The sequence below is a fragment of the Mesorhizobium sp. genome (genome assembly GCF_017306585.1).
In the GTDB taxonomy this organism is placed as follows: Bacteria; Pseudomonadota; Alphaproteobacteria; order Rhizobiales; family Rhizobiaceae; genus Mesorhizobium.
The window spans coordinates 1-11,935 of record NZ_JAFKIC010000131.1 but is presented as its reverse complement, the minus strand read 5'-3'; the positions used below and the strand labels follow the sequence as shown (position 1 = coordinate 11,935).

Sequence of the window (11,935 nt, the reverse complement as noted above, 5' to 3'; positions counted from 1 at the left end):
TCCGGAGGATAATCAATCCCGGGAAAAAGGAAACCGGTCTCGTACGCGTACCGCCAGAACGGTTAAGGCGATGCCGTCGTCAGGCCCAATCGACGCGGCGATGGTGCCGGCTTGAGGAAAATCTGAAATAAGGCCAGAAGGGGCTTCAACATCATCAAACCAGAACGGGCGCCGGCCCGATGAGGGATATCATGAAGAATTCAGCCATTTCCGAACGCAAGAACCAGTCGATCTCGCGCGGCGTCGGCATGACCACGCAGATCTATGCCGACCGGGCTGAGAATTCGGAAATCTGGGATGTCGAGGGCCGCCGCTACATCGACTTCTCCTCGGGCATTGCCGTCGTCAACACCGGCCACCGCCACCCCAGGGTGATCGAGGCGGTCAAGGCCCAGCTCGACCGCTTCACCCACACCTGCCATCAGGTGGTTCCCTACGAGAGCTACGTGCGTTTGGCCGAACGCCTGAACGCCATGCTGCCGGGCAAGTTCGAGAAGAAGACGATCTTCGTCACCACCGGCGCCGAGGCGGTCGAGAATGCCATCAAGATCGCTCGCAACGCCACGGGCCGTCAGGCCGTCATCGCCTTCGGCGGCGGCTTCCACGGCCGCACCTTCATGGGCATGGCGCTGACCGGCAAGGTCGTGCCCTACAAGGTCGGCTTCGGCGCTATGCCGGGCGATGTCTATCACGTGCCGTTCCCGGTTTCGCTGCATGGCGTCTCGGTTGCCGATTCGCTCGCCGCGCTCGACAAGCTGTTCAAGGCCGATGTCGATCCGGCCCGCGTCGCCGCCATCATCATCGAGCCGGTCCAGGGCGAGGGCGGCTTCTACGACGCGCCGCGCGAGCTCCTGACGGCGCTGCGCAAGCTCTGCGATCAGCACGGCATGCTTTTGATCGCCGACGAGGTGCAGACCGGCTTCGCCCGCACCGGCAAGATGTTCGCCATGGACCACCATGAGGTGGCCGCCGACATCACCACCATGGCCAAGAGCCTGGCCGGCGGCTTCCCGCTGTCGGCGGTCACCGGCCGCGCGGAGATCATGGATGCGCCCGGCCCCGGCGGGCTCGGCGGCACCTATGGCGGCAGCCCGATCGGCGTCGCCGCCGCGCATGCGGTTCTCGACGTGATCGAGGACGAGAAGCTGTGCGACCGCGCCAACACGCTGGGCGCGCGGCTGAAGCAGCGCCTGGAGTCGATCCGCGACGACGTTCCCGAGATCGTCGACATCCGTGGCCTCGGCTTCATGAACGCCGTGGAGTTCAACGACGTCAAGAAGGGCTTGCCGTCGGCCGAGATCGCCAACGCCATCCGCTTGAAGGCGCTCGACAAGGGCCTGATCCTGCTGACCTGCGGCGTCTACGGCAACGTCATCCGCTTCCTGGCGCCGATCACCATCCAGGACGAGGTCATGAACGAGGCCCTCGACATACTGGAAAGCTCGATCCGAGAGGTCTGCGCCGCCTGAGGGGGAGGCGACGCCACTTCTCCTCAAGGTCTATCCTTCAGGAGCTTGAATTTTGAAGCCAAGCGGGAATGTCCCGCTTGGCATGCAGTACCCGCCACACATCGATATGGTCGGGCTGCTCAAGATAGAAGATCAGGTATGGATAGCGCTTGAGTTGCACATTGCGCAGGCCAGGCAATCCAATTTCATAGGCAAACCTAAGAGAGCCGGATGCTGGATGGCTGGCTATCAACTTGTAGGCGTTCTGAAGATCCTCGACGTAAGCCAGCGCCACGTGCGAACCGGCTTCGCGCACATAGTAATCAACGGCGTCCTCGATATCCCTCAGAGCAACGCTTCGAGGAATGATCGCCTTCGTGGCCACCTGGTTTATTGACCCTGCGCTCGTTTTCGTAGCGCGGCGAAATAGTCATCATCAACGGGAGAACCTGGCGCGGATGACGCGCCATCGAGGAGCAAGCCGCGCAGGAGTTGACGGTCCTGATCGTGGCGTATCAATTCCCGCACATATTCGCTGCTAGTGCCATAACCGCGATCCGTCACTTGCTGATCGACAAAATGCTTCAAGCTTTCGGGCAGCGAGATATTCATGGTGCTCATCTGGATGTTTTATGGCGGATGGCAAAAATTGGCAAGCCTACGCTCTGGCTTTGGCTGGCTCCATACTCTGAAACGCGGCCAGCGCCGCCTTCAGCCCATCCGGTCCCTCCGCGACCGTCTGCGGTGTTGGCGAGAAGCCGGCGCCGAGCATCTTGCGGCCGAGCATGTGGTCTCCAGGACGATTGACGGATTCGATGCCGAGCAGCCGGTCGCCGGCATAGTGGTAGATCGAGAACTTGTTGTCGGGCAGGTCGCCGAGAACGACATGGCTGTCGCCACCCGATGTCAGCCCGACCATCTGCAGCTTCATGTCGCCGATGTCGGACCAGAACCATGGCACCGCCGAATAGGCGTCCGCGTGACCGGTAATCGTGCGGGCGGCAAGGCGCGCCTGGTCGGTGGCGTTCTGCACCGATTCCAGCCGCACGTCGCCGCCGGTGAACCAGTGCCGGTAGGAGGCGGCATCGCCGATGGCCAGGATTTCCGGCACCGAGCTGCGCATCTGGTGGTCGACGCGGATGCCGTTGGCGACGTCGAGGCCGGCGGCCTGCGCCAGTTCGACATTCGGCACCGCGCCAATGCCGACGATGACCATGCGAGCCGGCAAGCGCTCGCCCGATGAGGTGATCGCGGCGACGACATGGCCGTTCTCGCCTTCGAGCCTTGCAATCGAGGTGCCGGTCAGGATGCGCACACCGGTCGCTTCCAGCCGTTGACGGACATGGCTCGCCACCACCGGCGCCACGGCGCGGCCGAGCAGCCGCTCAACCGCTTCCACCACCGTCACCGTGCGGCCGGCGGCCCGCAGCGTCGCCGCGATTTCCAGTCCGATGAAGCCGCCGCCCAGGATGACGACGTCTTCGCTGTGCGCGCTCAGATCCCGGATCAGCCGTGCGTCCGACAGCGAGCGCAGCGACAGCACGCCCGAGAGATCGGCGCCCGGCAACGGCAGGGCGCGGGGGCGCGAGCCGGTCGCCAGGATCAGATGGTCGAAGGCGAGGTCACCGCCGCCGGCGATGCCGAGGCGGCGGCCGCCGGTATCGATATGGTCGATCCGCACACCCGGCCGGTAGTCGATGGCGCTGCCGGTGTAGAAAGCTTCACCGCGCAGCGGCTGCGGTTTGGCCTCCGTATCCTTGATGAAAGTCTTCGACAGCGGCGGCTTGTGGTAGGGAAGGTCGTTTTCATCGCCGATGAGGATAACCGGCCCGTCATAGCCGTCCTCGCGCAGACTGGCAGCAGCCTGCACGCCCGCATGACCCGCGCCGACAATGACCACACCGTTCTTCATCGCGTTCCCATCCCGATTGTATCTTATAGCGTCCCGCCAGATGGCGCTTGTCCGTCGCCGCCGCAAGAGCGCATTGCGGGTCGCACCCGGAACGGCGGCTGTCAATCGGGCAGCTCGGAGCAAAAACCGGTGCAGACAGAGCGCCTAAAGTTGACCATCCTAGTTTAGAATAATTCTAAACTATTGTTTCAATTGGCTTTTCTCATCGATTTTCATTGACTTCCAACCACACCGAAGCTTTATGGGAGCCTGCGCGTTAGCGCATCCCTTTGATGTCTGGGCCTTGAACCCGTTCGATTGGAGGCATTTTTGGTGTCTTTCTTCCGCGAACCGCGCGCAGGCGCGGCAAGTCCTGCGCTTTATGGCATCGCCTGGCGCTGGCCGGCGCGCGCGCCGCTTATGGAATTTCCGAGAAACTGGAGAGCGATAATGACAGCACGATATGGCGGCAGGCTCGCGGCGATTGGCGCGACGGCCTTGCTGACGGCGGCGGTGTTTGTGCTGCCTGCCAAGGCTGAAACCGATGCGAAGGCGGTCATCAAGACCTACGCCGACATCGGGCTTGCCAAATACGAGGATTCGCTGACCACGGCGCAGGCGCTCGACAGGGCAGTCGACGCGCTGCTGGCGAAACCGTCGGCTGAAACGCTGAATGCCGCCCGCGACGCCTGGAAGGCGGCGCGCGTGCCCTATCAGCAGACCGAGGTCTACCGCTTCGGCAACAAGATCGTCGACGACTGGGAAGGCGAGGTCAATTCCTGGCCGCTGGACGAAGGCTTGATCGACTATGTCGCCAAGAGCTACGGCACCGAATCGGACACGAATTCGCTCTATACGGCCAATGTGATCGCCAACAAGGAGATCGAGATCAACGGCAAGAAGGTCGATGCCTCGAAGCTGTCGCCCGAATTCCTGTCGGGCACGCTGCAGCAGGCCGGCGGCATCGAGGCCAATGTCGCTACCGGCTATCATGCCATCGAATTCCTGCTCTGGGGCCAGGACCTGCACGGCACCGGCCCGGGCGCCGGCGAGCGGCCCTACACCGACTATGATCTCAAGAACTGCACCGGCGGCAATTGCGACCGCCGCGCCGAATATCTGAAATCCGCCACCACCCTTCTGGTCTCCGACCTGCAGAAGATGGTCGACGACTGGAAGGAAGACGGCGCCGCGCGGAAGAACCTCGTCGATGGCGAGCCGAACACCGCGATTTCGGTGATCTTCACCGGCATGGGCTCGTTGTCCTACGGGGAACTGGCTGGTGAGCGCATGAAGCTCGGCCTCCTGCTGCATGATCCGGAAGAGGAGCATGACTGCTTCTCCGACAACACCCACAACTCCCACCTCAACGACGCCATCGGTATCCGCGCCGCCTATCTCGCTAACTATACGCGCCTCGACGGCACGGTGATTTCCGGGCCCTCGGTGCATGACATGGTGAAAGCGGCCGATCCGGCGATCGACAAGGAACTGTCGGACAAGCTCGACGTCACCGTCGCCAAGATGGAAGCGATCAAGGCGCGGGCTGACGCAGGCGAAGCCTATGATCAGCAGATCGCCGAAGGCAACGCGGCGGGCAATGCCACCGTGCAGGCCGCGATCGACGCGCTGGTCGACCAGACCAAGTCGATCGAACGCGCCGTCGGCTCGCTGAAACTCAACGCCATCGCTTTCGAAGGCTCCGACAGCCTCGACGCGCCCGACAAGGTCTTCAAATAGGCCACCGGACCAACCACCAGCCAAACGGCGCCGGACCGGCGCCGTCAGCCAAGGCAATGAAATGCTTATCTGCCATTGCAACATCATCACCGAGAGGGAGATCGAGCAGACGATCATCGGACTGCTGGACCAGGACCCCTGGCAACTAATCGTGCCGGCAAAGGTCTATCACACGATGCAAAAGCGCGGTCGCTGTTGCGGCTGCTTCCCAAATGTGGTGGAAACGATCATTCGGGTCACCGAGAACTACCACGCCCGCTCGGAGGCGAGCGGCGTGGACATCGTTTCACATCTGGATCGCGTCAGAGGCCTGCGCGTCCAATACGGGAGCAGAACCCATGAAAGGCGAAAAGCAGATCATCGAGCGGCTTAACGAGGCTCTTTTCCTGGAGCTCGGCGCCGTCAATCAGTACTGGGTGCATTACCGTCTGCTGGAGGACTGGGGATACGCCAAGCTGGCCAAGAAGGAGCGGGCGGAATCGATCGAGGAGATGCAGCATGCCGACAAGCTCGTCGCCCGCATCATCTTCCTGGAGGGTCATCCGAACCTGCAGTCCGTCGCGCCGCTGCGCATCGGCCAGAACGTGAAGGAAGTGCTCGAATCCGACCTTGCCGGCGAATATGACGCGCGTACCGCCTATAAGCGCTCGCGCGAGATCTGCAACGAAGCCGGCGATTACGTGACGATGAAGCTGTTCGAGGAATTGCTGGCGGACGAGGAAGGCCACATCGACTTCCTCGAAACCCAGCTCGACCTGCTGGCCTCGATCGGCGAGGAGAAATACGGCCTGCTCAACGCCGCATCGGCGGACGAGGCGGAGTAAGGACATGCGGGAATGCGGCGCGCCATAAGACTCCTGCGCCGCTCGTGGCGGGCCGCCGGCCCGCCGCTCTCGCCCCGAACACCAGCCGTCCAGGTTGGCAGGTGCTGCGCCGTTCTCGTCTTGGCGCTCTCATCATCCGCGTTGGCCGGCGACCTCCAACCTGGCGGCCTCGCCACCAGCCGCACCGACCTCGATGCGAAGGATCAGGCGCGCGTCATAGCCGTCACCAGGCCGGCCACGGATTTTTCCAAACCTGAACCGTTCGAGCGGATGCAAGGCGGCGCCGGCACCTCGCAGAAGGCCGTCAGCCGCGATTCCTTCTCGCACCCTTCGGCCAACCTCACCTTCGAGGAAGAAGGCACATTCAAGCTCGGCAATGCCCTGTTCCGCAAGAACTGGGTGTCGTCACCGTCCTCGACGCAGGCTTCCGACGGGCTCGGCCCCCTGTTTAACGAGCGCGCCTGCCAGAACTGCCATTTGAAGGACGGCCGCGGCCGCCCGCCGCAAGGCGACGCCGGCACCACCTCGATGTTCCTGCGGCTCGCGCGCGACGCCAGCACCGCCGAGGAAAGAGCAGCCATCGCCAGCCACCAGCTGCTCAATTTCCCGGATCCCGTCTATGGCACGCAGTTGCAGGAACTGGCCGTGCCAGGCCTCAAGGGCGAAGGCAGGATGCATATCGAGTATCAGGAGCGTAAGGTAGAGCTGACGGAAGGCACCGTGATTTCCCTGCGCAAGCCGACCTATTCGGTTGCCGATCTCGGCTACGGGCCGCTCGATGCGCACACCACCCTGTCGCCGCGCCTGACCCCGCCGATGATAGGCCTTGGCCTGATCGAACAGATAGCACCGGCCGATATTCTGGCCCATGCCGACCCTGACGATCGCGATGGCGACGGCATTTCGGGTAAACCGAACATCGTGCGCGATGGCCTCACCGGCGAAGTGACGCTCGGCCGGTTCGGCTGGAAGGCGCAGACCGCTTCGATCCGGCAGCAGGCCGCGGATGCCTTCGCCGGCGACATCGGCATCTCGACGCCCGAAGAGCCGAAACATTGGGGCGACTGCACCGCCGCGCAGAAGGAATGCCTTGCCATGCCCACCGGCGTGCAGAAGCGCCTCGGTCCGGCCGAGGCGCCGGCCCCGGTCCTGGATCTCGTCACCTTCTATTCGCAGAACCTCGCCGTGCCGGCGCGGCGGGACCTTGATGCGCCCGATGTGCTCGCCGGCAAGAAGCTCTTCTACGAGATCGGCTGCGTCTCCTGCCACACGCCGAAATTCGTCACCCGCCGCGACACGCCCAACAAGGCGCAGGCCTTCCAGCTGATCTGGCCCTATTCCGACTTCCTGCTGCACGACATGGGGCCTGATCTGGCTGATGGCCAGTCCGTCGGTGAGGCGACCGGCGCTGAATGGCGCACCCCGCCGCTATGGGGCATCGGCCTCACCGAAACGGTCAACGGCAATTCGTTCTTTCTGCACGACGGCCGCGCGCGCACCTTGGTGGAAGCGATCCTGTGGCATGGCGGCGAGGCGCAAAAGGCGCGCGACCGCTTTGCCGCCGCGAACGCCACCGAACGCGATGCGCTGGTCAAATTCCTGGAGTCACTGTGATGCTGAAGCGCTCTCTATTGGTTCTCGTTCTTCCGCTGGCCTTGTTGGGTATCTCGCCCGCATCGGCGTCGGTGAAAGCCTCCGATATCATCCAGCGCGCGGTCGAGGGCTTTGTCCGACCTGCCTATGCCGGCCTGCACGACCATGCGCAGGCTCTGGCGAAAGCGATGCACAAGCTCTGCGAGGCGCCCTCGCAGGCAGGCCTAGATGCGGCGCGGGTTGAATTCTCCGCCACCGTCTATGCCTGGTCGTCGGCCGAGATCATCGGCTTCGGCCCGATCAAGGAGAACAACAGGCTGGAGCGCATGCTCTATTGGCCCGATCGCAAGGGCCTCGGCCTGAAACAGGTGCAGGCTGTGTTGGCCGCCAGGGATGCGTTGGCCACCGATCCGGCGCAGCTGGCAGGCAAGAGCATCGCCATGCAGGGGCTGGGCGCGCTGGAATTCGTGCTTTACGGCGACGGCGCGGATGCGCTGGCCGGCAAGGACGACCCTTATCGTTGCGCCTATGGCGCGGCGGTCGCGGGCAACATCGAAACCATCGCCGGCGAGGTTGCCGATGCCTGGAACAAACCGGATGGCTTCGCCGCGCTCTGGGCCAATCCCGGGCCGCAGAACCCGCTCTACCGCGACGGCAACGAGGCGGTGACCGAACTGGTCGGCGTCTTCATCAACGAGCTGGAGATGGTGCGGGATGTCCGCCTGAAAGGCTTCCTCGGCGCCAAGCCCGACGCCGACAAGCCGAAGCAGGCGATCTACTGGCGCTCTCAGAACACCACCAATTCGCTGGCCGGAAATCTTGCCGGCATCGACGCCTTGTTCCAGGTCTCGAAGCTTGGCGATGCATTGCCCGAGGATGCGCGCTGGATGGCGCAATCGATCCACATCCAGCTCACCAACGGCGTCTCGACCGCAAAATCTGTCCAGGGTCCAATCGACAAGGCGCTCGCCGATCCGGCGCTGCGCGAGAAGCTCGAACATCTCAGGCTGATAACCTCCAGCCTCTCCACCCTGGTCGGCACCAGGCTGACCGCCGAATTCGGCCTGACCGCTGGCTTCTCCTCGCTGGACGGGGACTGAGCATGAAGACGCCGCTCATCGACCGCCGCGATTTCCTCAGGGCCGCCGGTATTGGCTTTGCCGCCGCGATGGCGCCGACGGCCTGGGCGAACACGCTCGCGGCGGACGCCATCTTCGCGACGGCCTTCGTCAAGCGCGACGGCAGCTACGGGGCGGCCGTCCTGTCGGAGGCCGGCAAGGTGCTGCATACGGTGGACCTGCCTGACCGGGGACATGATGTCACCTTCGATCCGGTTTCCAAACGCTCCGTCGTCTTTGCCCGTCAGCCGGGGACCTTCGCTGTCGTTTTCGATCACGCCGGCCGCGAGGCCCCGCAGACCATCGCCAGCATCACCGGCCGGCACTTCTTCGGCCATGGCGTGTTCTCGCCGGACGGCGCGCTGCTCTATGCCACCGAGAATGACTTCGACAACGCTGCCGGCGTGGTCGGTGTCTATGATGCGCGCGCGAAATTCAGCCGTATCGGCGAATTCCCGACCTATGGCATGGGGCCGCACGAACTCCTGCTGCTCGGCGACGGCAGGACCATCGCCGTCGCCAATGGCGGCATCGAGACCCATCCGGACTATGGCCGCGCCGAGCTCAACATCGCCACCATGAAACCCTCCTACGTGCTGATCGACCGTGTCACCGGCGATCTGATCGAAAAACACGAACTGCCCCCCGCTCTCCACCAATTGTCTATCCGCCACATGGACACCGACCAGGCCGGCACCGTCTGGTTCGGCTGCCAGTACCGAGGCCCAGGCACCGATCGTCCGCTATTGGTCGGCCGTGCGGCGCGCGGCAAGGAGTTGCAGCTGATCGACATGCCGCCGGACGTGTTGTCGGGCTTCCGCAACTATATCGGTTCGGTCGCCGCCAATCCGGCCGCCGGCACGGTCGCCGTGTCGTCGCCGGAAGGCAATACTTTCGTCGTCGTGGACGCGACGAGCGGCAAGGTCGTCTCGTCCAAGGCCCTCATCGAGGTCTGCGGCCTGGCGCCTGACGCAGCCGGCTTCATGGCGACAACCGGAGCCGGCGAAATCGTCGACGGCAGCGGCGCTTCCCGTTCCGAACCGGATTATGTCTGGGACAATCACATGCTGCGCATCGACCGCGCCTGACCGCCGAAGCGAAGCCGCTTAACAAATTATGCACTATGCTCTTGCGGCGGCGCGCCGTGGCGGGCACAGGGAAAGTGTTTTTCGAACCGGTCGTTTCATGAAAGTGCTCGCCATCGACTGTGCCGCCAGCCTCTGCGCTGCCTGCGTCTACGACGCGGCCGCCGGGCAGGAGCTTGGCCGCTCGGTGCTCGACCTCGGCAAGGGCCATGCCGAACATCTGATGGCGGTGATCGCCTCGGCGATGGAAGCCGGCGCGGCCGGCTATCCCGATCTCGGCGCCATTGCCGTATCCGTCGGCCCGGGCTCGTTCACCGGGTTGCGGGTCGGCGTCTCGACCGCGCGTGGCCTGGCCCTGGCGCTCAGGGTTCCGGCGATCGGGGTGACGACGCTGGAGGCACTGGCCGCCGAGGCAGCCACGGCATTTCCAGGCCGTGCCGTGCTGGCAGCGCTCGACGCAGGCCGTGAGGAAATTCATGCCGCTCTCTACGATCAAATGTCAGTTTTGACTTACGGGCCGGCAGTGACCACGCTTGCTGACGCCGTGGCCATGGCGATGGACCATTCTTCGGTGCTGGCCGGTTCGGCGGCGACACAGATCGCCACGCTTGCCGGCCACGACTTCAATATCGGGCCTCGCACGGCCACCGCCGACATTCTCACCTACGCCCGGCTGGCTGCCGTGAAGGGCGAGGGCGAGAGGCCCAAACCGCTCTATTTGCGCGGCGCGGATGCCAAGCCGCAGGCCGGGTTCATTCTGTCGAGGCAAAAAACTTAATGCGCATACCTTTTCTCCAATCGCGGCGCCGGGACTACGCGCTCGAGCCGCTCAGGATCACCGACAGCCGCGCGGTTTCGGTGCTGCATCGCGAGGATTTCGTTCGCCCGTGGACAGACGGCGAGTTCGCCGCCTTGCTCGAACAGGACACTGTGTTCGGCTATGCCGCGCGCGAAACCGGGCAGGGCGCCAAGCCGCCTGTCGGCTTCGTGCTCGCCCGCCTTGCCGCCGGCGAGGGCGAAATCCTGACGGTCGCCGTGGCACGCTCGCATCGCCGCCAGGGACTGGGCTGGCAGTTGATGGACGCTGTGCTGCGCGAACTCCATTCGCAGCGCGCCGAGGCCCTGTTCCTAGAGGTCGACGAGACAAATGCCGCCGCGATAGGCCTTTATCGCCGGCTGGGCTTCCGGGAAGTCGGCAAGCGTCCCGATTACTACAAGTCGCCCGATCGTGGTCCGACCGGCGCGCTTGTCATGCGCCGCGATCTTCGCTAGCCAAGCGCCGGGGTTAGGGCCAGGACGCATGATCGCAAAAATCAGGATTTTCCTGGCGCTGGGCCTGGTCATTGCCGGCACGCTGGTCCTCGTGCCCCTGCAACTCCTGTCGATGAAGACCGGCTGGTGGCCGGAAACCGTGATCCTCAAGATCTGGCACAGGTTGATCCTGCGGGCGCTCGGCATGCGCGTCCACGTCAAGGGCGCATTGTCCGACAAGCGCCCCTTGCTGGTCGCCTCGAACCATATCTCCTGGACCGACATCATGGTGCTCGGCTCCTTTGCCGATGTGAAGTTCATCGCCAGGGCCGACATGGAAGGCTGGCCGCTGATCGGCATGCTGTCGAAACTGCAGCGCACGGTTTTCATCGAGCGCGAACGCAAGCGCAAATCGGGCGATCAGGCGAGCGAGATCGCCAACCGCATGGCCAAAGGCGACGCCATGGTGCTGTTCGCGGAGGGCTCGACCGGCGACGGCAATGTCGTCCTGCCCTTCAAGAGCACGCTGTTCGGCGCTGCTTCCATGGCGATCTCCGAGGGAGCCGCTGAGCAAGTGTTCATCCAACCGGTGGCCATCGTCTACACGCGCCTGCACGGCGTGCCGCTGGGCCGCCGCCACCGTCCGATCGCGGCGTGGATAGGCGATGAGGATCTGATGCCCCATCTCAAGGTGCTGATGGCCGAAGGAGCACTCGACGTCGAGGTGCATTTCGGCGAGCCGATCGCCTTTTCCAAGGGCTCCAACCGCAAGGAAACCGCCCGGCTGATGGAAAGCCGGGTGCGCGAGATGATGCAGGCCGCTCTCGCCGATCCTTTGCCGAGCCGTTAGCCCGGCTGGCGCTGGCCCAGAATCGTCTGTTTTTTGTCACGGAAAGGCGTTAGAAGCCGCCGGATGGACTTGAACACGATTGAAAGCGACGACATCGGCAGGGTGGCCGGACAGCCTGCCGCCCACGCAGCGGTA

General features: G+C 64.0%; 13 protein-coding genes. 10 read left to right on the top strand and 3 right to left on the bottom strand.

The annotated features are described in order from the left end of the window. Positions 1 to 191: 191 nt before the first annotated feature. Entirely contained in the window at positions 192 to 1,469 is a 1,278-nt protein-coding gene (locus tag J0I79_RS12700) for a 4-aminobutyrate--2-oxoglutarate transaminase (RefSeq protein WP_292858555.1), read from the top strand. Between the two features lie 37 nt (positions 1,470 to 1,506). Here J0I79_RS12700 and J0I79_RS12695 read toward each other — a convergent pair whose 3' ends face one another. The 3 genes from J0I79_RS12695 to J0I79_RS12685 are packed head-to-tail and all read right to left on the bottom strand — an operon-like array spanning position 1,507 to position 3,360. Continuing rightward, positions 1,507 to 1,833: a type II toxin-antitoxin system RelE/ParE family toxin gene (locus tag J0I79_RS12695; RefSeq protein WP_292858552.1), complete on the bottom strand. Its 327-nt coding sequence runs from the start codon at positions 1,831 to 1,833 to the stop codon at positions 1,507 to 1,509. A gap of 5 nt (positions 1,834 to 1,838) precedes the next feature. Beyond that, the gene (locus J0I79_RS12690; protein ID WP_292858549.1) at positions 1,839 to 2,069 is read right to left on the bottom strand and encodes a type II toxin-antitoxin system ParD family antitoxin; all 231 of its coding nucleotides are present in this window, start codon (positions 2,067 to 2,069) and stop codon (positions 1,839 to 1,841) included. Positions 2,070 to 2,106: 37 nt separating this feature from the next. Further along, positions 2,107 to 3,360: an FAD-dependent oxidoreductase gene (locus J0I79_RS12685; RefSeq protein ID WP_292858546.1), complete on the bottom strand. Its 1,254-nt coding sequence runs from the start codon at positions 3,358 to 3,360 to the stop codon at positions 2,107 to 2,109. Between the two features lie 429 nt (positions 3,361 to 3,789). Here J0I79_RS12685 and J0I79_RS12680 point away from each other — a divergent pair, with 429 nt between their 5' ends. The 9 genes from J0I79_RS12680 to J0I79_RS12640 all read left to right on the top strand — a co-directional run bounded on the left by J0I79_RS12680 (position 3,790) and on the right by J0I79_RS12640 (position 11,800). Then, positions 3,790 to 5,079 carry an imelysin family protein gene (locus J0I79_RS12680; RefSeq protein WP_292858543.1) on the top strand — a complete coding sequence of 430 codons (1,290 nt, stop codon included), beginning with the start codon at positions 3,790 to 3,792 and terminating at the stop codon, positions 5,077 to 5,079. A 61-nt stretch (positions 5,080 to 5,140) separates the two neighbouring features. Beyond that, positions 5,141 to 5,452: a (2Fe-2S)-binding protein gene (locus tag J0I79_RS12675; RefSeq protein WP_292858540.1), complete on the top strand. Its 312-nt coding sequence runs from the start codon at positions 5,141 to 5,143 to the stop codon at positions 5,450 to 5,452. After that, positions 5,418 to 5,903, top strand: a complete 486-nt coding sequence (gene bfr / locus J0I79_RS12670) for a bacterioferritin (RefSeq protein WP_137929396.1) — start codon at positions 5,418 to 5,420, stop codon at positions 5,901 to 5,903. Before J0I79_RS12675 ends, bfr begins: the two co-directional genes overlap by 35 nt. Before the next feature lie 12 nt (positions 5,904 to 5,915). Continuing rightward, positions 5,916 to 7,517, top strand: a complete 1,602-nt coding sequence (locus J0I79_RS12665; protein ID WP_292858536.1) for a di-heme oxidoredictase family protein — start codon at positions 5,916 to 5,918, stop codon at positions 7,515 to 7,517. Continuing rightward, positions 7,517 to 8,596, top strand: coding sequence for an imelysin family protein (locus J0I79_RS12660; RefSeq protein ID WP_292858533.1), 1,080 nt, complete (start codon positions 7,517 to 7,519; stop codon positions 8,594 to 8,596). The genes J0I79_RS12665 and J0I79_RS12660 overlap by 1 nt, the downstream gene beginning before the upstream one ends. Before the next feature lie 2 nt (positions 8,597 to 8,598). Further along, positions 8,599 to 9,702, top strand: a complete 1,104-nt coding sequence (locus tag J0I79_RS12655) for a DUF1513 domain-containing protein (RefSeq protein WP_292858530.1) — start codon at positions 8,599 to 8,601, stop codon at positions 9,700 to 9,702. Positions 9,703 to 9,799: 97 nt separating this feature from the next. Then, positions 9,800 to 10,477, top strand: coding sequence for a tRNA (adenosine(37)-N6)-threonylcarbamoyltransferase complex dimerization subunit type 1 TsaB (gene tsaB, locus J0I79_RS12650; protein ID WP_292858527.1), 678 nt, complete (start codon positions 9,800 to 9,802; stop codon positions 10,475 to 10,477). Continuing rightward, the gene (gene rimI, locus J0I79_RS12645) at positions 10,477 to 10,971 is read left to right on the top strand and encodes a ribosomal protein S18-alanine N-acetyltransferase (RefSeq protein WP_292858524.1); all 495 of its coding nucleotides are present in this window, start codon (positions 10,477 to 10,479) and stop codon (positions 10,969 to 10,971) included. Before tsaB ends, rimI begins: the two co-directional genes overlap by 1 nt. 28 nt (positions 10,972 to 10,999) lie before the next feature. Further along, positions 11,000 to 11,800, top strand: coding sequence for a 1-acyl-sn-glycerol-3-phosphate acyltransferase (locus J0I79_RS12640; protein ID WP_292858521.1), 801 nt, complete (start codon positions 11,000 to 11,002; stop codon positions 11,798 to 11,800). Positions 11,801 to 11,935: the final 135 nt, after the last annotated feature.

Bases quoted from the DNA above. Each gene is read 5' to 3' on its own strand.
- J0I79_RS12660 (WP_292858533.1), top strand. From the start codon at position 7,517: ATGCTGAAGCGCTCTCTATTGGTTCTCGTTCTTCCGCTGGCCTTGTTG.
- J0I79_RS12640 (WP_292858521.1), top strand. From the start codon at position 11,000: ATGATCGCAAAAATCAGGATTTTCCTGGCGCTGGGCCTGGTCATTGCC.
- J0I79_RS12685 (WP_292858546.1), bottom strand. From the start codon at position 3,360: ATGAAGAACGGTGTGGTCATTGTCGGCGCGGGTCATGCGGGCGTGCAG.
- J0I79_RS12665 (WP_292858536.1), top strand. From the start codon at position 5,916: ATGCGGCGCGCCATAAGACTCCTGCGCCGCTCGTGGCGGGCCGCCGGC.
- J0I79_RS12690 (WP_292858549.1), bottom strand. From the start codon at position 2,069: ATGAGCACCATGAATATCTCGCTGCCCGAAAGCTTGAAGCATTTTGTC.
- J0I79_RS12700 (WP_292858555.1), top strand. From the start codon at position 192: ATGAAGAATTCAGCCATTTCCGAACGCAAGAACCAGTCGATCTCGCGC.
- J0I79_RS12680 (WP_292858543.1), top strand. From the start codon at position 3,790: ATGACAGCACGATATGGCGGCAGGCTCGCGGCGATTGGCGCGACGGCC.
- J0I79_RS12675 (WP_292858540.1), top strand. From the start codon at position 5,141: ATGCTTATCTGCCATTGCAACATCATCACCGAGAGGGAGATCGAGCAG.
- bfr (WP_137929396.1), top strand. From the start codon at position 5,418: ATGAAAGGCGAAAAGCAGATCATCGAGCGGCTTAACGAGGCTCTTTTC.
- J0I79_RS12655 (WP_292858530.1), top strand. From the start codon at position 8,599: ATGAAGACGCCGCTCATCGACCGCCGCGATTTCCTCAGGGCCGCCGGT.
- rimI (WP_292858524.1), top strand. From the start codon at position 10,477: ATGCGCATACCTTTTCTCCAATCGCGGCGCCGGGACTACGCGCTCGAG.
- tsaB (WP_292858527.1), top strand. From the start codon at position 9,800: ATGAAAGTGCTCGCCATCGACTGTGCCGCCAGCCTCTGCGCTGCCTGC.